The 18990-nt window shown below is 43.0% G+C and carries 18 protein-coding genes; 8 read left to right on the top strand and 10 right to left on the bottom strand.

The annotated features are described in order from the left end of the window. Both N8M93_RS04115 and N8M93_RS04120 read right to left on the bottom strand, forming a co-directional pair. Complete coding sequence (locus N8M93_RS04115) at window positions 1-486, bottom strand: DUF1850 domain-containing protein (protein WP_261129884.1); 486 nt, start codon at window positions 484-486, stop codon at window positions 1-3. Between the two features lie 41 nt (window positions 487-527). Continuing rightward, complete coding sequence (locus N8M93_RS04120; RefSeq protein ID WP_261129886.1) at window positions 528-1523, bottom strand: TAXI family TRAP transporter solute-binding subunit; 996 nt, start codon at window positions 1521-1523, stop codon at window positions 528-530. Between the two features lie 282 nt (window positions 1524-1805). On the opposite strand from N8M93_RS04120, the gene iadA reads away from it, so the two are divergent. Further along, on the top strand, window positions 1806-2984 hold the full coding sequence (gene iadA / locus N8M93_RS04125; protein ID WP_261129887.1) for a beta-aspartyl-peptidase: 1179 nt from the start codon (window positions 1806-1808) through the stop codon (window positions 2982-2984). Window positions 2985-3037: 53 nt separating this feature from the next. On the opposite strand, the gene N8M93_RS04130 is transcribed toward iadA, so the two are convergent. The 5 genes from N8M93_RS04130 to N8M93_RS04150 form a co-directional block, all read right to left on the bottom strand. Further along, the gene (locus N8M93_RS04130; RefSeq protein ID WP_261129888.1) at window positions 3038-4387 is read right to left on the bottom strand and encodes a glucoamylase family protein; all 1350 of its coding nucleotides are present in this window, start codon (window positions 4385-4387) and stop codon (window positions 3038-3040) included. 553 nt (window positions 4388-4940) lie between these two features. Next, entirely contained in the window at window positions 4941-5924 is a 984-nt protein-coding gene (locus N8M93_RS04135) for a Gfo/Idh/MocA family protein (RefSeq protein ID WP_261129889.1), read from the bottom strand. A 51-nt stretch (window positions 5925-5975) separates the two neighbouring features. Continuing rightward, window positions 5976-6338 carry an MmcQ/YjbR family DNA-binding protein gene (locus N8M93_RS04140; protein ID WP_261129890.1) on the bottom strand — a complete coding sequence of 121 codons (363 nt, stop codon included), beginning with the start codon at window positions 6336-6338 and terminating at the stop codon, window positions 5976-5978. 1 nt (window position 6339) lies between these two features. Beyond that, a complete protein-coding gene (locus N8M93_RS04145) occupies window positions 6340-7056 on the bottom strand; it encodes a response regulator (RefSeq protein ID WP_261129891.1) in 717 nt (238 codons plus the stop codon). After that, window positions 7034-8653 (bottom strand): sensor histidine kinase, encoded by a 1620-nt coding sequence (locus tag N8M93_RS04150; RefSeq protein ID WP_261129892.1) that lies wholly within the window; start codon window positions 8651-8653, stop codon window positions 7034-7036. Before N8M93_RS04150 ends, N8M93_RS04145 begins: the two co-directional genes overlap by 23 nt. 94 nt (window positions 8654-8747) lie before the next feature. On the opposite strand from N8M93_RS04150, the gene N8M93_RS04155 reads away from it, so the two are divergent. The 4 genes from N8M93_RS04155 (at window position 8748) to lhgO (ending at window position 12564) form a co-directional block, all read left to right on the top strand. Then, entirely contained in the window at window positions 8748-9797 is a 1050-nt protein-coding gene (locus N8M93_RS04155; protein WP_261129893.1) for a DctP family TRAP transporter solute-binding subunit, read from the top strand. A gap of 12 nt (window positions 9798-9809) precedes the next feature. Further along, complete coding sequence (locus N8M93_RS04160; RefSeq protein WP_261129894.1) at window positions 9810-10127, top strand: DUF3870 domain-containing protein; 318 nt, start codon at window positions 9810-9812, stop codon at window positions 10125-10127. A 277-nt stretch (window positions 10128-10404) separates the two neighbouring features. Further along, window positions 10405-11331 (top strand): glutarate dioxygenase GlaH, encoded by a 927-nt coding sequence (glaH, locus tag N8M93_RS04165; protein ID WP_261129895.1) that lies wholly within the window; start codon window positions 10405-10407, stop codon window positions 11329-11331. An 18-nt stretch (window positions 11332-11349) separates the two neighbouring features. Further along, window positions 11350-12564 (top strand): L-2-hydroxyglutarate oxidase, encoded by a 1215-nt coding sequence (gene lhgO, locus N8M93_RS04170; RefSeq protein WP_261129896.1) that lies wholly within the window; start codon window positions 11350-11352, stop codon window positions 12562-12564. Between the two features lie 70 nt (window positions 12565-12634). On the opposite strand, the gene N8M93_RS04175 is transcribed toward lhgO, so the two are convergent. Then, window positions 12635-13105 carry a DinB family protein gene (locus N8M93_RS04175; RefSeq protein WP_261129898.1) on the bottom strand — a complete coding sequence of 157 codons (471 nt, stop codon included), beginning with the start codon at window positions 13103-13105 and terminating at the stop codon, window positions 12635-12637. Window positions 13106-13236: 131 nt separating this feature from the next. On the opposite strand from N8M93_RS04175, the gene N8M93_RS04180 reads away from it, so the two are divergent. Beyond that, window positions 13237-14058 carry a YihY/virulence factor BrkB family protein gene (locus tag N8M93_RS04180; RefSeq protein WP_261129899.1) on the top strand — a complete coding sequence of 274 codons (822 nt, stop codon included), beginning with the start codon at window positions 13237-13239 and terminating at the stop codon, window positions 14056-14058. 57 nt (window positions 14059-14115) lie between these two features. After that, the gene (locus tag N8M93_RS04185) at window positions 14116-14445 is read left to right on the top strand and encodes a hypothetical protein (RefSeq protein ID WP_261129900.1); all 330 of its coding nucleotides are present in this window, start codon (window positions 14116-14118) and stop codon (window positions 14443-14445) included. 167 nt (window positions 14446-14612) lie between these two features. Here the strand turns inward: N8M93_RS04185 and N8M93_RS04190 are convergent, their stop codons facing one another. After that, window positions 14613-15038 carry a hypothetical protein gene (locus N8M93_RS04190; RefSeq protein ID WP_261129901.1) on the bottom strand — a complete coding sequence of 142 codons (426 nt, stop codon included), beginning with the start codon at window positions 15036-15038 and terminating at the stop codon, window positions 14613-14615. 24 nt (window positions 15039-15062) lie between these two features. Further along, window positions 15063-17036, bottom strand: a complete 1974-nt coding sequence (locus N8M93_RS04195; protein WP_314728261.1) for a polymorphic toxin type 30 domain-containing protein — start codon at window positions 17034-17036, stop codon at window positions 15063-15065. Between the two features lie 662 nt (window positions 17037-17698). Between N8M93_RS04195 and N8M93_RS04200 the strand changes: the two genes are divergently transcribed. Further along, window positions 17699-18973 (top strand): MFS transporter, encoded by a 1275-nt coding sequence (locus N8M93_RS04200; protein ID WP_261129902.1) that lies wholly within the window; start codon window positions 17699-17701, stop codon window positions 18971-18973. Window positions 18974-18990: the final 17 nt, after the last annotated feature.

Below are 18990 nucleotides of genomic sequence, written 5' to 3' on the forward strand. Positions count from 1 at the left end.
TCACCTCACAACGAGTAAAAGTTTTTGTGACCATGCTTGTACAACCGGCATGGTTCTTGTTTCAATGATGTAGGATGCACCGGGTTCAGCCATGTCGATGCTTTTTTCACCTGCGAGGAACTTATGTGCTGTCGTTTTTCCGGTACGTACCCGAAGTTCGTCGCCGATTTTACGATCGATGCCGACCATATGCACCCACCCATCTTTTATATACGTATCATTGCCTGCGCTGCTGGGAACTCCAGCGCCGAAGGTTTTGAATCGAGTTCCATCAATGTAAATTTCATCTTCTTTCACTTTAAAAAATTCTTCCCACATTTCCTTTTCAACCGAGTGCTGCCATCTGATCGTAAACGAGCTTTCTGCTGCAGCTGGCAGTATTGCTTTGATATCGGTATCTGTTTTGAGGATCAGGTATGTCTTGGGCGTACATGACAAGGCGATTCCGATGATAATCGCCGCCATCAGAAAGGATCGAATCCTCATTGTTAAAAAAGGGCACCTCTTTGATGCCCTTTCTTCCCGTCCTATTCAGTGATGCCTTGTTCTTCATAGAATTTCTTCGCTCCAGGGTGAAGGTCGATGATCAACCCTTTCGCAATTTCATCCCGGTCTAGCTGCTTCAATGCACCAACTGCAACTCCATCGGTACCGAGATATTCATAATAGCGTTTCGTCAAATCATAAACGACGTCTTCACTCAAATCCGGTGGAACGATGATCATGTTCTGGATCCCGACTGTATTCACTTCTTCTTCCAGACCATATGCTGCTTCATCACCGGCTTCAATTGTATATTCTTTATAGAACGGATATTTTTCCATAAGTTTGGATGCGAGATCGTCTTTTATCTCGACAAAATTCACGTCTGTCTGCTGCATAAGATCCGTAATGTTGCTGTTCGGAACTCCCGATGTAAAGAAAGCTGCATCAAGGCTTCCGTTCTTCATCTCCTGAACGCTGTCCGCATAACCTGTATGTGTCACCTTCGAAAGGTCATCGTATGTCAGCCCTGCGGCTTCAAGCACTTTCTTCGCACTTTGTTCAACACCCGAACCGACCTGACCAACACCGACCTTTTTACCTTTAAGGTCCTCTATCGATTCAATGTTGCTTCCTTTCAAAGCAACCACCTGGACGACGTTCTGGTACATGCCAGCCATTGCAGTGATTTCGACCTTATTCCCATCGAATTGCCCTTCCCCATTGATCGCATCATAAGCTACATCACTCATGACGATTGACATCTGGTTAAGTCCATCCTGGATATTCTGGATGTTTGCTACCGATGCACCTGTCGATTCGACTGTGACGTTGGCCACATTGTCGCTTTCTTCAAAGATCGGCTTCAAGGCTCCACCGATCGGGTAATAGACACCAGAAGTACCACCAGTTCCAAAGACGATTGATTGAGCATCACCCGAACCACCGTCGGATCCACCATCCCCTCCGGAATCGTTGCTGCATGCTGCTATCAACATGGATAAGGCTAGTATGAGTGTAAAAATGAGTTTTCTTTTCAAATGTTTTCCCTCCCATAAGTTCATTGTCCTAATGGTAGCGTTTTCACAAACATTTTTGAATATTTAGAACATATTGGACATTTTGGTCATTTTGGTCACAACGTGCTCGGGAGCAGATTTTGTTTTCTTTTTATTCGACCCTTGATTTTTTGTAGATTATCCTAGGGCGGACTTCATTTAATCGGAAAAACTTATCGAAGGAGTTTTTACCTGAGTAAAGCATGTATGTTTTTGATAAGCTATAATAATGGTAAATCGTTACATAAGAAAGGGGCTGGCATGATGTTGACGTTGATCCAGAACGGGGAGGTTTACGCTCCAGACTATCTCGGAAAAAAGGATCTTTTGATTGTCGATGAAAGAATCGGGTTCATTAACGACCAAATTGAAGTACCGGATGGCTTTTTTTCACAAAATACGACGGTAATCGATGCTGAAGGAAAGATTGTCGTTCCTGGATTCATCGATTCCCACGTCCATATCATCGGCGGCGGTGGTGAAGGAAGCTATAAAACACGGACCCCTGAAATCAAGTTGACTGATGCAACCCTGGCTGGAATAACAACATTGATCGGGGTGATCGGGACGGACGGGACGACGCGTACGATGGCCAGCCTGGTCGCGAAGGCAAGAGCTCTTGATGAAGAAGGACTCAGCTGTTACGTTCAGACCGGGTCATATCAAGTCCCCGTCAAAACATTGACTGGAAAAATCGAAGACGACATCATCCTCGTTGATAAAATCATCGGGGCCGGTGAAATCGCGATTTCAGATCATCGTTCATCACAACCTACTGTTGAGGAATTAGCCCGGATCGCCTCTCAAGCGAGGAACGGCGGAATTTTATCAGGGAAAGCAGGCATCGTCAACGTCCATGTCGGTGATAGCCATGATTGTCTGAAAATCCTTGAAAAAGTGATTGAGACGACGGAGCTTCCAATCAAACAGTTTTACCCTACCCATATCAATCGGAATAAACATCTATTCAAGGCCGGAATCGACTATGCCAAAAAAGGCGGTTATGTGGATTTTACAACAAGCACGATCCCACAATTTCATAAGGAAGGAGAAATCCGATGCAGTAAAGGCCTGAAACGTATGCTTGAAGCAGGCGTGCCGATCGAACAGATCACTTTCACGTCCGATGCCCAGGGGAGTTTACCTGACTTCAGTCCTGACGGAGAGCTGAAAGGCCTTAAAGTCGGAAAAGTTTCAAGTTTGTTTGCTGCGGTTAAAGAGGCGGTCCAGAAAGAAGACGTACCATTACAGACTGCGCTGAGAGTGATCACTTCAAATCCTGCCCGCATCCTTAAATTGCATCGTAAAGGAAGAATCGAACCTGGATTTGATGCTGACCTTGTCCTTTTGGATAAAGAAACTCTTGATATCGAAACTGTCTTTGCGAAAGGGAAATTGATGGTGGAGGACCAGAAAGCGATCGTCAAAGGAACTTTCGAATAATAAAGAGGAAGGGGCTGACCTTAAATGTGTCAGCCCCAATTTTATTACGTGGTTTACTTGATTGAAAACTCTTCCTTGATCAACAATTCTTCTGGTTTCTTGCCGATTTCATCACTGTGGAAATAGTCCCGCACTACACCATCCTTCAGGAAGTTGGCGATCGACACCATGATCATTCCCTGGTCAAGTGCTAGGTACGCTTGAGTAACTTCCCCTGTTTCAGCGTTGACGGAATCAAGGAATCCATATTTACTGTACGCATCCATATCCTTCAGTTTATGGATGTTTTTCATCGCTTCATCTGTCGCATATTCCAATCCTAAGAAGGTGGCATGCGGAGTGACGACATGGTCCTTTTCATAGCCCATTACGCCCAAAGGTGTTGCCGCAAATTCTGAGTAACCATCTGGTGTAGCTGCTGGGGACATCCCCCAAACGTCATAGCCTTGTTCTTTTGCGTATTCGATTTGGAGCTCAACGTGGCGCTTGTTGTTCAAACCGAGTGCATTTTTACCGAGCTCTTTTTCTTTTAAAACGAGTGACGGCATCAAGCCTTCAAACATACTTCCTCCCCAGCTCGGAACGTATTTTTCACCATTATACGTGTAGTGCCCTTCAAATACTTCAACCCCGTCATAGGTTTCTGTATGTCCCTCTGGCGTTTGGGATTGCCAGTCGTATTCTGCTGGCGGTGTCCGTTCCATCTTCCACCAGTGTGTTTTCGGTGCGTCGCCTTTACCAATGGCAACATAGCTTGCAACCCGCGGTTCGGTATAGAATGTGCCATAATGATGAGCAGTCATTTCACCTTTCGCTACGTCATATCCGCCCCACATCTGCCCGACTTCAGGATCGTATAATTGCGTGTAGTCCATTTCTTCTACTAGTTTGCTAGTCTGATCATTTAGTTCTGGGTAGGCTTGTCCGACCGCGACTAATCCTGCCGAAAGCCAGCCATTATCCACTGTCGAGATGAATTGTCCCCAATCCTTCATCAGCGATCCATCTTCAGTGAAATACCAGTTATAATAAAGGCCGTTCCATTTTTCGAGCGTCTTCAATGTTTGAAGTGATTTTTCGATTTTCGCAACTGCTTCTTCTTCAGAAATGATTCCAAGTTCATCTGCTGCGATCGTACTCATATAATACATCCCGATGTTTGTTGGTGAAGTGTACTCCTTCGTATCAACTTCTCCCTCAACGCGAACAGCGTCAAAAGGTAATCCTGTGGATTTGTCTGTGAAGTCTTCGAAATAACGATAAGTCTGTTTGGCAATTGCATTCAGTTCTTGATCACGTGCAACTTCGGTACCTTCTGGAGATGCTTCCGTCTGTGAACCCCATGGAATGCACAAACTTGTTAATAACACGGTTGTTACGATGACTGACAATAGTTTCTTCATACGCACTCTCCTTTTAAAATAAGTTCTTGAATTTGAATGTCATCTTGGTGAAACGTTTCGATAAAAATTATACATTCATTGTATGTAAGCGTAAACATTACTTTTGTAGCAATTTTTCGAAAATAAAGATAATACTGATATACCAATAATGAATGTAGATTACTTTTTTGTTGGATAAAAACTGATCAGTTGAAACGTTTCATTTACATGCTTTGAGGACTCTGTTCGATGATACAAGAAAATCACAAAAGAACCCTGAAACAAATCCAATATATGAACTTTAAAGATGCTAAGGAAAAACAATATAAGTACTTTTCAAAAAGGGGACAATCCGAAAAAAAGAATATTACAATGAAGTGGTTGGGACAAATAAACTTTGTTCAATAGAAAACCCGGACAATTTGTCCGGGTTTCCTTTAGTGGCAATATGAAGGTTCCGCTTCGTCTTTCATATTATCCATTATCTCTAAAACTCAGGACCTAATCGCTACAACTTTGAAATTATATCTACAACTCCGGAAGCTGAGGATAAAAATATGCTTCATAGAATTGATCATTTTTCCGTTCCGAACACGATGTTATTCTGTTTTCTTGCGCTTTCCGTAATCCTCAACACTCCTCGGCTTAGATCCATCAGTTGCCGATATTCTTCTTTATCATTCGATTCAATGATTCTTGTGAATTCCACTATTTCATAGATCATGTCATTATCATGAAGGGATTCCCCTAGTCTTTCGCTTTCCTTTGTCTTCCGATCAACCAACGAAATCTTGTTGACTGGAGCTACATGATCAAGGACGAGCGATACATCTTCCCCATGTATTTCCGATGAAATGAACGAATGTGAAATTTTTGAACACAGGATTGTACATACGAATCCATCATAATCCATGACCAGTGTGCCGCTCCCATCAACTCCGCTTTCCAACATGACCGAATGATAAGAAACGTCTTCAGGTTCACCGAATAGATAGACTGCTAGACTGATCGGATATACACCAAGATCCACTAGAGTACCACCAGAAAATTCAGGTGAAAAGATATTGGGACTTTCCCCTTTTAAAAACAGATCATAGCGTGAAGAGTATTGAAGATAATGGAACATTGCACTACGGAGAGTTCCAGCCTTCTCTACCTGCTGTTTAAGGATTTTCGCGTTCGGTGAGTGAATGTTCCTCATTGCCTCGAACAAGAACACACCTTTTTCTTCCGCAATCTGATAGGCATCTTTTAATTCAGAGGTATTAGAGAAAATCGGCTTTTCACAAATAACATGCTTTTTGTGCTTCAAAAAGAGCTTGGCATGTTCATAATGATGGGAGTTTGGAGATGCAATATAGATCGCTTCGATATCTTCATTGGCTGCCATCTCCTCGAGGTCATCATAAGCATATGGAGCATGATAGGTATCAGCCATTTTCTTAGCATTTTCATGTGATCGTGAATACACGGCATTCAACGTCATTTTCCCGCTTTTTTCAGCCGCTTCAATGAACGATTCTGTAATCCAGCTCGTCCCTACTGTTCCGAATTTCATAAATATCCACCGCCTCATTTACTTTCACACTATGATACTAGAAAGACCTACTCATTTTCGATTGATTTGCACTTGTTCATGTAACTTTTTCGGAGCTGTTCGATAATAAGCTTCAAGGATATAGTCAGCTACTTCATCCCAATCCAGTTCCTCGAGGGGGAAGGTCGTCCATCCATGTTGCCCGATATATGCTGATTTACGGTATCCGGGCTGTTGGATCAGCAATTCCTGTGTCGACTTCAAGGTTTTGATTGAAAGGGAAGGATGCTCTTTATCTTCTCCTAAGATGACGAAAGGTTTGTCCTTTACTCTGAAAGATGTGTGGCCGAATCCATCCACATGCTCTTCCACTTGCGGAAAACGAGTGGAAATCGCTTTGATTGTTTCATATAGTTCATTGTACGTAACCCCCATGTCAATACCTCACTTTTTCCACTAGCTTGTAGCGGTTGATCGGGCGTCCGACCCCGCCGTACTGGACATCAAGTTCGACTTTCCCCGTTTTGCCCAGGTAATCCAAATATCGCCGGGCTGTGACTCTTGCAATCCCTACTCCATCTGCTGTTTCTTCTGCCGAGAGAGAGGTTTCTTGCTTATTTAAATACTGCAAAATTTGCTTCAATGTCTGGTGATTGAGTCCTTTCGGCAGCTCTTCATCTGATTTCACATCTGGAATGGGAAGATCATCTGTAATCTGGATCAACCGGTCAAGATCCTCCTGGACAATCTCTCCAGCTTCAGATAATTCACTGTGCATCAAGTGGTATTTTTCGAGTGCCTTCTTGATACGCTCGAATTTGAAGGGCTTGATGATATAGTCGATGGCTCCATTCAGCAACATCGTCCGAATCGTATCCTTGTCATTGGCAGCCGTTATGACAAGGACATCGATGTTCATCTGTTGGGCACGAAGCTCTTTCATCAAATCAAGACCATCTTTTTCCGGCATGAAAATATCGAGGACAATCAAATTGGGCTGTAATGATTTTGCGAGTTCCAACCCATCTTTTCCATTACCAGAAGTCGCGATCACCTTGAACCCATGGACGCGTTCAATGAATTGCTTGTTAACCTCTTGGACCATAGGATCATCTTCAATCAACAAAACATTAATGTCCGGATACTTGTTCATGTGCAATTCCTCCTGGTTTCATCGGAAATATCAGTTCAATACTTGTTCCTTCTCCATGGATACTTTTCACCCGGGCAGAACCTTCACCCTTCTCAATCACATTTTTGACAAGGTAAAGGCCAATTCCTGATCCCTTGTTTCCTTTGGTCGTATACCCTTTCGTAAACATGCTCGCCTGGGCCTCGTCCGTCATTCCTTTCCCGTTGTCCTCCACTGACAAATACAATTGATCCTCGGTTTGTGAAAGATGGACTTCAACTAGTTTCGTATCCCGTTCAAACCCAGTGAACGCGTCAAAGGCATTTTCGATCAGATTTCCCAAAACCAATACGAAATCGTGCCTGTCTAAAAGTCCAGGAAATGATTTCAAGCGGCTTTCCGGAGAGATCGTCAACTCAATATCGAGCTCTTTGGCCCTGCTTATTTTACTCAGCAAGAGACCCGCGATACTTTCATCCTTTACCTGCTTCGATAAAAATCTTGTAAGTGTTTGCTGCTTTTCTTGATTTTCAAACAAGAATTCGAGAGCTTTATCCTTTTCGTTCAACTGGATGAGCCCAGCAATGGTGTGAAGCCGGTTCATATGCTCGTGGTTCTGCACACGGAGAGCATCGACAAATGCCTTGACCCCTGTGAGCTCTTCCGCCATTGAGGTCACTTCGGTCCGATCCTGGAACACTTCTACCGCTCCGACAATTTCACCATCAACCAGGATCGGTACACGACTGCTCATGATAATTTTTTCATTTAGCCTGATCTCTTCTCTATATATACTCTTTCCATTTGACAACACCTCGTTCAGCTTGGATTCTGGAATGATTTCATCGATGTGGACACCAGCTACCTCTTCTTCCAGGTTAAGGATCTTTTTCGCTTTATCGTTGAAAACCGTGATGCCTCCGTCTCTATCAATGGCTATGATCCCTTCGTTCATCGCCTGCAACGTTGCTGTCCGTTCTTTTAATAGTCTCACAATCTCGTAAGGTTCGAGTTGGAAGGTCTCCTGTTTCAAATGTCTTGCTAACAGCCATGAACCGATGATACCGAACAATAAGGTCAATACAGCAATGAGGGCCATCTGATGTTTCAACTCGCCAAGGACTTCCCACAAAGTCGGCTGAATGATACCGACGACTACAGTTCCGATCTGTTCTTTCTGTTCATTCATGATTGGTACGAATGCCCTTACAGCCGTACCGAGTTCCCCTTCGGCTTTGGATGTATAGCTATGTTCTGCGAATGCAGGTCCTTCATCCTTTCCAGAAGACACGGTGCCGATCATGTCTTCGTTCGGATGTGAATAACGGATCCGGTTCATATCAAGGACGACGATATAGTCAGCATTATTGATCGTGCGGATCCGCTCGACAATCGGGTTGATCTCGACCCATCCTCTCGACTCGGTCACACCAGATTGCACTTCAGGCAAATTTGCTACCGTCCTTGCAGTCAATAGAGAGCGATGACTAAGATCCCGTTCTTTCATTTCATAGATGTTACCAGTCAAAATGATTCCGCCGATAAGCAGGGAAAATAAGACGATGCCGAATGATAGAATTGTAATCTTCCAACGGATTGGTAAACGTTGTAATGACATCAGCCCTCATCCTCCCTTGTAAATTATCAATATTGTACCATGAGAAAGCGATTATGATACACTATTGTAAAGGATTGCCCGGAGGTGAAGCTTGATGAAGACCGTTATTTGGGTTGCTTTGTTGATCACAGTCGGAATAGTGACAGCCGTCTTCGTCGGCTTCGATTTTTCCACGTCTGCGGGTACAAATGAATTTGACGATGAACAGAGCGGTTTGAAAGATCAAATCACAATCAAGTTCAGCCATATCTATTCGGAAAACTCCCCACAAGGACAGGCTGCAAGATATTTTGCCAAACGTCTCGAAGAAAGGACCGATCATCAAGTCGAAGTAGAACTCTATCCGAACGCTGTCCTTTACAATGAGGAAGAGCAATTACGTGCATTACAGGAAGGGAATGTGCAGATGATTGCGCCCTCCATCTCAGAGCTCGCCGAAGAATACCCGAGGTTCCAAATACTCGACCTGCCATTTGTTTTTACGACTCATGATCTTGTAAAAGAAGCATATGAGGGAAAGATCGGTTCCCGTCTCTTAAAGGATATTGAGGATGAGCATACGAAAGGGCTGGATTTCTGGTTCGGGGGCTATAAACAGGTGACGTCTGATAAGAAATTCGTCAAACATCCATCCGATTTTAAAAGGATGCATTTCGGGATCATGGATAGTCCGCTCATCAAAGGACAATTCAACTTATTAGGCGCTAGTACAAGCGTTGTGAACTTTAACAGGATTTACCGGGATCTGGAAGTGAATTTTATAGAAGGACAAGAAAACACGGTGTCTAATATATACACGAGAAAGCTTTACCAAGTACAAGACTACCTCACTGTAAGCAACCACGCGATCATGAGCAATATCATCCTGATCAATAAGGATCTTTTGGATGAATTACCTCCTGAGATCCAAGAAAAAATGAAGGAAACGATGAGTGAGACGACTGCTTGGATCAGCCGCCACGCCATTGAAATCAATGACAGACAGATTCGTCAGCTTAAGCGTGATGAATCGATTCATATACATCTGTTGACGAAAGATGAACGCAGAGCCTGGATGGAAACGCTCGATCCCATCTATTCCAACCTAGAACCGATACTTGGGAAAGAGTTGGTCGATGAAATCGATCGAATACGGAATCAATAGGAGGAGAAGAAGATGCCGAATACGAAGATGCTCGCAGGACATGCCCGCTTGCCAAATGGAATGGCGGTCAGTGATTTGCACGAAACTTTGACGGTTACGATTGAGGTCGATCATACGTATGGTGTGATTGTTTGGGCGGATTGTACGCTAGCCACCGATCATGCACAGTCCTACCTCGGTAATTTGTTGAAAGGTTTCAGCTTACGTGATGGACTTCAACTGATTGAAAAAGAGATCGAAAACCACTATTACGGAAAAGCGAAACCAGCGCTATTGGCTGCAGTACGTGATGCCTACAAGCAGTATCAGACACCACATGTCGTAAAATAGTCTCATAATTTAAATAAATCAAATAATTTGTTGACATTATTCTGTTATGGTTGTAAGATATTGAATAAATCACCTGGAGAAAGGCGTCCCCTTTCCCGTTCGACATTACTGACAAATACACATGAATACGACACTGTAAAATCTATTGGACTTCTCTTCCGGAAGCCATACGTAGATAAAGCCAGTGATATCTTCCTCTTGGAGATATTGCTGGCTTTTTTAATGCTAAGGCCCCAACCACGGCGTTTTCCGCCGCAAAATTGAAGGAGGAATTACAATGAACATGGTTAACACCGAATTAGTGAAGTCTTATGAGAATTTCAGCGTAGTGCAACACCCGCAGTCTAAGCGTCTCTATCACATCGAATTGAAGGACGAAGCTGTCACAGCCTTTTTGGAAAAACATCGCAATACGATTTCCCAGCAATTAGAGTATATCCCGTACATGCGCTATGTGATCGCAAATGATTTGAAACAGGTTCTCGGAGAGGACTTTTCAAAGGTAATCAATAAGGTACTTCATGACCGTGAGTTCGGCGGATTCACCCTTGGAATCGGAAAGCTTTCCTCCTCGGATGAAGATTATGTAAAATTCTCGACAGCAATCACCCATTTGATCGGTGGTGTTAATTTCGATGCGATGTCCGGAAAGTATTACGCTCGGTTCACCGTTAAAGACACTGATAACAGTGACTCTTACCTACGCCAGGCTTATCGGCTGTTCACTCTCCATACCGATGGAACATTCGTTAACGAACCATGCGACTGGCTATTGATGATGAAGTTTGCAGAAGAAAATGCCACCGGCGGTGAATCACGTCTCTTGCATTTGGATGACTGGGATGAACTTGATTATTACGCTAATCATCCAATCGCATCAACAAAGATTCCATACAAATCTCCTGCAAGTAAAAATGTCAGTCAAACAGAGTACAATGATACCTTTTTCGAACATAACGGCAAGCCGTGCATCCAGTTCATCGATCAGTTTGCCTACCCTGATACAATAGAGCAAGCGGAGTATTTGAAATCGATGTCTGAATCAATGGAAAACAGTACAGCAGTCGTAGAGCTGAATCTCCCTGTAGGCGATCTCGTCGTTTTGAACAACACATTCTGGCTCCATGGTAGAGCAGCTTTCGAAAAGCACCCAGCCTTGCATCGTGAGCTATTACGTCAACGGGGGTATTTTAAAAAAGTTTAAGGAAACGGAGGATCGATTATGTATGATGTCATGATCATCGGCGGTGGAATCGTCGGACTTTCTACTGCCTATGCCCTGACCGAACAGAATCCGACATTGAGAATTGCTGTGCTTGAAAAAGAGGACAGCTGGGCAAAACATCAGACCGGGCATAACAGTGGCGTCATCCACTCCGGCATCTATTATAAACCAGGCAGTCTGAAAGCACGCTTTGCAAAAGAAGGCGGGCGTAAACTCGCAGCATTCTGTGATGAGTATGGGATTTCCTATGAACAGTGCGGAAAAGTGATTGTGGCCACTGATGAAAACGAATTGACTGCCATGCACAATCTATACGAACGAGGGTTGCAAAACGGTTTGGACCTCCGGCTTTTGGATCAAGTAGAACTGAAAGAGGAAGAACCATTTGTGAACGGGATCAAAGCGATCAAAGTACCTCAAGCTGGCATCATCGATTATGTTGGCATATGTGCAGCAATCGTGACGGTTTTGGAAAATCGGGGAGTAGATCTATTCTTAGGAACGGAAGCGAAGGATATAAAGGAAGAGGCAAACAATGTTACGGTTGAAACTGCTTCCAGCACTTACAGGACGAAACACCTGGTTAACTGCTGCGGTCTCCAGAGTGACAGAGTAGCCAAACGCAGCGGCCAGAACCCAGATTTGAAGATTGTTCCATTCCGTGGTGAGTATTTTGAACTGAAGCATGAAAAGGAATATCTTGTTCGAAATTTGATCTATCCCGTCCCGAACCCTGACTTCCCTTTCCTCGGTGTTCATTTCACAAGGATGATCGGAGGCGGTGTTGAAGCTGGACCGAATGCAGTACTTGGTTTCAAACGGGAAGGTTACAGGAAACGGGATATCTCATTGAAGGATTTGTCCGAGACATTGATGTATCCTGGGTTCTGGAAACTTGCCTCGAGTTATTGGAAGGAAGGCCTCGAGGAGATGGTCCGCTCCTTTAACAAAGGAGCATTCGTACGCAGTTTACAACGGTTGGTACCGTCGATCGAGGCGGATGACCTGAAGCCTGCCCCTGCTGGAATCCGTGCCCAGGCTTTGAAGTCGGATGGATCTCTTGTGGACGATTTCTTTCTTGTTCATAGTAAACGAAGCACACACGTGTGCAATGCTCCGTCCCCTGCGGCTACAGCGTGTTTTCCAATTGGAGAACACATCGCAACAGCGCTTGATATCGAACGAACAGTTACAATTTCTAGCTCATCTTAAAGTGAACAGATCATAAATACCCTTGTATAAAATCAATCAGGGCTGTCCATTTCGGACAGCCCTTTCCTCTTTACTTCACTAGTTGGTGTTTTGCCGCCCGTTTGATGATGTTGATCGTCGACATATGCAGTGCTTCGTGATTCATATGGAAAAGAAACATTTCTCCTAATGTCTTCATATGAAAGAACTCACCCTTTAGCGGCTGATCCAGTTTACCTCTGCAAACCTCAATCATTTTATCAGGCTGCTCTTTTAATTGTTGTAGCAACTCCTCATAAGATGGCGGTTGTTCATTCCAATCAGCTGGACTGCTTTCACGTGGGAACATCACATGGTACTGTTGCGGCAGCATTCTTTCTATATCAAGTGTTTGAGAGACTGTGTGGTCCCATCCTGCCAATATGTGCCCTATATTCCAGCGGATATTGTTTCGGTGATGTTCAGGGATAAGATCAATAATTTCTTCTGTCAATCCCTCCACTGAACCAACTGTCCAACTCCTCCACATTCTGAATTGCTCGAAAATCTGATCTTCGTTCATATTCATCCTCCCATTATCCAATTGATCCTATAACTCTATACTTAGATGTCCAATGCCTAAATCCTCTTTCATCGAATGAAATTCAGCAGGTTGGTTATACCAATTGTAGTGATGAAAATGAGGGATCTTCGATGAAAACAATGAAATGGCTTTTGAAATCACTATACATAGAATTTTTAGATCGGAAAATGTACGACCTTGCAGCTCAAATGTCGTATTATTTTTTATTGTCCCTCTTTCCATTTCTCATTGTCGTCATCACTTTAGTCGGACATCTGCCGCTCGATACTGGTTCCGTATTGGATATTGTTGAGCCCTATGCCCCTGAGAAGACGATTCATTTTCTAAGGCATACACTGGAAGGGATTTTCGCCAATCAGGAACAGAACTTACTTACAATCGGATTCCTCTCGTCCATCTGGTTGTCATCCATTGCAATCCAATCATTTTCACGGATTTTGAACGAAAGTTATCCACAAAGGACCAAACGCTCTTTCTTTATACAATTAGTGGAAGGACTATTGCTGACGATCGCTTTTATCAGTGTTGTCGTCATATCTGTCCTTGTTCCTGTAGCTGAGCGCCTAGTCCTCAGTTATATTGATGAAGACGCATGGTTGTTTTCTTTCATCATCACTTTTTGGAATCCATTGAAGTGGATTGTCGGGAGTTTTGTTTTATTCGGTTTCTTTTATGTCCTATATCACTTTGTTCCAAAAGCCAGACTGAAGTTCATTGAAGTATTACCTGGAGCCATTTTCGCAACAATCATCTGGCAGCTAATTTCGTTAGGCTTTTCGGTTTATGTCCGATACAGTCAATATTCAATCATTTACGGCAATGTCAAAACCATCATCATCCTCATGATTTGGCTATATTTGACCGCCCTGACCTTGATCATAGGTGGAACCATCAACGCCCTCCTGTTCAAAAGAAAGTACAAATTCGATTGAAAAAATTTGTTGAATTTCGTATGGTAAAAATATGGTAATTAAACGAGGGGGGATTTGGTGATTCGAAAAATCACTTTTTTGATTGCTTTTGTGTTCTGTCTTTTCGGTATTTTATACTATGTGGACGAAATCTTTCTGGCATCTGATACAGTAATCCCAGAAAGGATTACGTTTCATCACGATACATATGTAAGTAAAGACTTTTTCATACAAACGGAAGCTTTACGTCCTAAGCCTGAATTCCTGCCTACTGGATTTATAGTGGAAGGCGAAGAATATGGGAGTTTGGATGGCGGGCGCGTTTACCAGAATCCAAAGACAGATGAAATATTCATAGAACATGAAGAATCTGAACCACCACGGTACATACTCTATGAGAAGAAGTAAAGACTGCCGTCGAGGGCAGTCTTTTTCCTGTTTTTGTAGTTAATTTTGCATTTTTGTAGTTATTTTTTCATTTTTTGAGTTAATTTCATATTTTTGTAGAAAATATCGTATTTTTGTCGTTCCTGCCCACCTTTTTGTAGAAAACAGCAGTTGATGGTAAAAGTCATTCAACTTCTGTTCTGTTGCATCTCCTTCAGTGCAAGATATGCCTCGCCTTTTACAGCTCCATTTTCATGTTCTGTGTACGTTTTGATTGTCGGCAGATATTTCTGATCATGCGTCAAACCTAATATATTGATTGCTGTGATCAAACAGGGTAAAGATAATTGAGATAGATGCCGTTCTAGAGAATCCCAATTTATGTCTTCCGTATTTTGATAGGTTACCGCATTTGCCAAAGCATCGAACATTTCTTCTTTGACCTCAAGGTTTTGCTCTTCAAGGGCATAGTTCAATAAAACCTCGATCAGTTCTTCGAAGTTTTCTATGTTTTTATTATATGACTCGAAAACATCAGACAGATGGGAGACAGTTTCAATCTTTTCTTGTTCGTCTTTTCCTTTTAAAATCTGTTCAATTTCTCTTACATCCATTGTGAACATCCTTTACAATTTTTTTCAGTCTTTGAATGGAATATGCGAATCATTGGCAATACTTTCGCTATAATGTGGACTTTTGGGATTAAAGACATTCTTTTTATGAAAATTACCATGCGAATCCATCGTCCATTTACCTGATGGTGTCTTCACTTCTACCCGATAGATCCAGCCATTTGCAGCATTTGATCCCTCTGGTGCTGACGGATCCGGTCCATGCGCTCTGGTATTCCACACATTCCCGCTCTGATCGGTCCAACGATACTTCTCTCCTTCGGCTGCACCGCCTGGGATCTCTTTCCAGGGAAGCTGTTCGGCATCTTCAGGTATTCTTGCCCGGAAGTCTTCTATATTTTTAACGTTGGTAAAGTCACCTACTTTAGGATTAGGAGCTACCGTCTTGTCTGGAGGATCAGGATCATTCCCTTTTTTGCCAATAAGATCATCCCAATATTTTTTCAACTTTGAAGCAATGGGATCGCCGAATTTTTTCAATGCATTTGCAAAAGGAATTCTGCTTAATATGGCAGAAACCCCAACCGCCAATGCAGTTTCAGGTGTAAGCAATTTCTTCGGGTTCCGGATGATATCCGCTATACCCTGGCCGCCTGCAGCGACACCAATCCCTGTCGTAACCGCACCAATTGATGCCCAAAAACCTAATAGCGGGAAGGTCAAAGCGAATGCTCCACCTATGATGATCGCTTTCTCCAGGCCTGATAAACGATCCCACCAATTTTGTAGCTGATCGAACAGACAAGCGATACAGCCTTGGGGTGTATGGTGAGAATCAATCCATTCCTTTAAAAATAGTGCTGCAAAAAGTGCCAGTGCAATCACAGCCAAAGCCTTATAATATTGCTGGATGTTCTTTTGTATTCGAGGTACCAGACTTTCTGCTTCAGAATTTCCATGCAGTAATGTAAAGCCGAGTTCTCTACGCTCTCGATAAAACATCAGAAAATAACCAAATCGTTTACGATCCGTTGTTATAGATATCACCAGGTTCCACATTTCAGAAAAGGGATTGATGACATGTTCTCCATTCAACAAGAGCAGTTTCCCACCGACTCGATTCAAAGACTTATAATCTAAAAAGATTGAGATCGCAAGCATGATCAAGAACAGTGGTTTTGCAGCATATCCGCTACCTAATAAATCATGGATTGCAGTAATCCAGCCAGGAGCGCTATAGAACGAATTCCAGATTGCATGATCAAAGATTGCCCAAGCCAAAAGGAATGACGGGAATATATATGTAAATTGCTTGAATCGCTCCCTATATCTGATCGCTAATCCGATTCCAAGTGCAACCATTGCAGTCAGCAAGGAATGTCCGGCAGTCATTTTGTCAGGAAGGAACCCCTCCTCAAAATATCCGGGAAATAGGGTGAAAAACTCCCAATGAAGGACTTTTCCTTGTAACAAGGTCACTCCATAATGGTCACCGGTAACAAATCTGCGAAATGTTTCCTCTAAAAATTGAAAACCTGCACCTGTCGCAGCTCCAATAAGGGCAAAATCACTTAAACTTAATGATGTCGCGCGTCGAGAGAAATAGAGATAAGCTCCAAGCGGAATGAGCTTTACGATTTCTTCTACAATAGGAGTCAAGATCGCCATACTCCAGACATCCGCTTCTCTACCGCCGAACAACGTGGTAAAGGAACTGACGATGATTGTATTGATAGGCGTCATCAACCATGCTCCCGCTAAAAAGAAATACGTGTACTTTTTCCATGTAAGAGTTTTACTTCTGCATAATAACCAAAATTGCAATATCACATAAAAGGACCAAAGAAACTGCACGAACATCCTACGAGAGTCTTCCAGAAATATCAAGCTTAAGATGAAGGCGCACAATGAAAGCCAAGCAAAAATGGCATAGACTCTTAGAACACCAGGATGTTTCTTAATGAAGTCCTGCAATGATTGATGAATGGTTTCCAGTTTGCTTCTAATCTTAATTCTAATACTTACAACATGACTTTCCATATGGTTCAACTCCGATGTCACATTTTTTCATTAGGCTGCCATCTAGCTGTTTCAAGAGTGTTCGCCCATCTAAATTGGTATAAGGTAGTTGTGATGGATAAATGTGACAATCATCTCAGGTCATCCTTTGAAATTCATCCGATAAATGCGACTAATACATCATGATTCACACACTTTCAAAACAGAAATTTTCCACAAAGTTTATAAGGCTGTTTTCGCAAACGTAGTTGCTCTTGCACTTTACTTTCTTCAGTATAAGGGCAACTGGTGCTCGACCTACAAAAGGCTTGGTCTCGCCAAGTTTTCTTTAAAAGTCGTTGATTTCCACTCGAGGATGCTCGCTTTCCGCGGGGTGTGCGGTGTGCCCACTCGTCGCCTTGCGACATTGAATGGTCTCACCTGTCTACTCTCCAATCAACTTGCACAAGGTGAGTTTTTTAAAACGACCCAAAAGCAACAATCTTTTTGAAAAGAGCCTTTACTAAACAAAAAATGAAGTTGACCCTTTCATTAGTTTCGAGTCAACTCCACCTTTATCCTTTTCTTTTTATTCCAATCAAACTCCGCCTTCAGACTGAGTAAAGTTCATTCTGACGCTCGTTAAGCATCCTCTCCCTTTTCATTATGATTAAAACAGATTAGGTGACGGGAGGATTTTTCCAATGGAACAGACGAAACCATTATCCCTTTTTAAAAATAAAACGTATGTCAAATTGTTTCTTGCTTCATCCATATCAATCTACGGTGACTGGTTCGATATCCTTGCCATTTCAGTCCTGGTGGCCTATGGATGGAATACGGACCCTGTATTGATCGGGCTTATTCCAGTTTGTTTCGCGTTACCGGGGATCCTTTTCGGATCATTCGCCGGAGTTCTCGCCGACCGCTATAGGAAAGTCAACTTGATGATGGCTTCTGATTTCATCAGTGCGATTTTGACTGGACTTCTCGTTTTAGCCAATCACATCTATTGGATTCTTCCTCTCTTGTTTTTACGTTCTACTATGGGTCTGATCAGTGCACCTGCAGCACAGTCCTTGACCCGACATATCGTTCAGGAAGATCAACTATTGAAGGCAACCTCCTACAACCAGATCGTCAACAATTCTGGAAAAATCGTCGGCCCGTTATTAGGGGCTGTTATTCTCGCCTTGATATCTCCGAAAATTTGTATCTTGATCAATGCATTCAGCAGCATCATATCTGGCCTCATCCTCCTGACCATTCGTAATATCAAAGAAAATGACGCGACCGCTGAAAATGAAAGCGAAGCAAAGCCTAGTTTCAAGGAATCCTGGAAAGAAGGATGGACTTTCGTATTGAAGCAACGGGTGATTTTCAATTCCATCCTCTTCTCCCTGATCGGTATGATGGGGATCCAGCTTGTCGACTTTCAGTTTCCAGTCCTTCTTCGTTCCGTCAATATGGAAGATCCAGTTGTATTCGGTATGCTGATGAGTATGACCGGAATAGGTTCGATCCTTACAATCACCTGGATGAACCGTTTCAAAAAAATCAAGTATGGTTGGGCGATCGGCGGTGGGATGAGCTTGATCGGTTTCGGATTTGCGGGTGTTGGTTTCATTGCAGAAGGCATGTCATTATTCATTCCCGCCCTTTTCGGACTGCTTGTCGGTTTAGGAAATGGTATATGGATGGTTGCCTTCAACTTTGCTTTACAAAAAGAATCTCCTAAAGAAATGATCGGGAGGGTCTTCGGGATTACGAACTCCCTGTTCAGTGCGGTTGTGATCATCGCGCCGATTACTGGTGGTATTCTCGTTCAAACGCTTGGCCCCTCGGCTGTCATACAAGCAATTGGATTTGCCGTCGGTGGCATCGGAATTATCGGGGGGATCCTTGGCAAATGGCTATGGAAACAAGAATCCAACTCAACAGCGATTCTTGAACCCGTTTCTAAAGAATCAAGTGTTTAAAAACGTTTCAAGGCTGA

The sequence above is a fragment of the Bacillus sp. Marseille-Q3570 genome (genome assembly GCF_946151055.1).
Classification (GTDB): domain Bacteria; phylum Bacillota; class Bacilli; order Bacillales; family Fictibacillaceae; genus Pseudalkalibacillus.

What these genes read in the sequence shown, in the direction of transcription:
- N8M93_RS04190 (WP_261129901.1), bottom strand. Translation starts at nt 15,038, where the DNA reads ATGGATGTAAGAGAAATTGAACAGATTTTAAAAGGAAAAGACGAACAA.
- N8M93_RS04130 (WP_261129888.1), bottom strand. Translation starts at nt 4,387, where the DNA reads ATGAAGAAACTATTGTCAGTCATCGTAACAACCGTGTTATTAACAAGT.
- N8M93_RS04150 (WP_261129892.1), bottom strand. Translation starts at nt 8,653, where the DNA reads ATGTCATTACAACGTTTACCAATCCGTTGGAAGATTACAATTCTATCA.
- N8M93_RS04135 (WP_261129889.1), bottom strand. Translation starts at nt 5,924, where the DNA reads ATGAAATTCGGAACAGTAGGGACGAGCTGGATTACAGAATCGTTCATT.
- N8M93_RS04195 (WP_314728261.1), bottom strand. Translation starts at nt 17,036, where the DNA reads ATGGAAAGTCATGTTGTAAGTATTAGAATTAAGATTAGAAGCAAACTG.
- N8M93_RS04180 (WP_261129899.1), top strand. Translation starts at nt 13,237, where the DNA reads ATGAAAACAATGAAATGGCTTTTGAAATCACTATACATAGAATTTTTA.
- N8M93_RS04155 (WP_261129893.1), top strand. Translation starts at nt 8,748, where the DNA reads ATGAAGACCGTTATTTGGGTTGCTTTGTTGATCACAGTCGGAATAGTG.
- N8M93_RS04175 (WP_261129898.1), bottom strand. Translation starts at nt 13,105, where the DNA reads ATGAACGAAGATCAGATTTTCGAGCAATTCAGAATGTGGAGGAGTTGG.
- iadA (WP_261129887.1), top strand. Translation starts at nt 1,806, where the DNA reads ATGTTGACGTTGATCCAGAACGGGGAGGTTTACGCTCCAGACTATCTC.
- N8M93_RS04140 (WP_261129890.1), bottom strand. Translation starts at nt 6,338, where the DNA reads ATGGGGGTTACGTACAATGAACTATATGAAACAATCAAAGCGATTTCC.
- lhgO (WP_261129896.1), top strand. Translation starts at nt 11,350, where the DNA reads ATGTATGATGTCATGATCATCGGCGGTGGAATCGTCGGACTTTCTACT.
- N8M93_RS04200 (WP_261129902.1), top strand. Translation starts at nt 17,699, where the DNA reads ATGGAACAGACGAAACCATTATCCCTTTTTAAAAATAAAACGTATGTC.
- glaH (WP_261129895.1), top strand. Translation starts at nt 10,405, where the DNA reads ATGAACATGGTTAACACCGAATTAGTGAAGTCTTATGAGAATTTCAGC.
- N8M93_RS04160 (WP_261129894.1), top strand. Translation starts at nt 9,810, where the DNA reads ATGCCGAATACGAAGATGCTCGCAGGACATGCCCGCTTGCCAAATGGA.
- N8M93_RS04145 (WP_261129891.1), bottom strand. Translation starts at nt 7,056, where the DNA reads ATGAACAAGTATCCGGACATTAATGTTTTGTTGATTGAAGATGATCCT.
- N8M93_RS04115 (WP_261129884.1), bottom strand. Translation starts at nt 486, where the DNA reads ATGAGGATTCGATCCTTTCTGATGGCGGCGATTATCATCGGAATCGCC.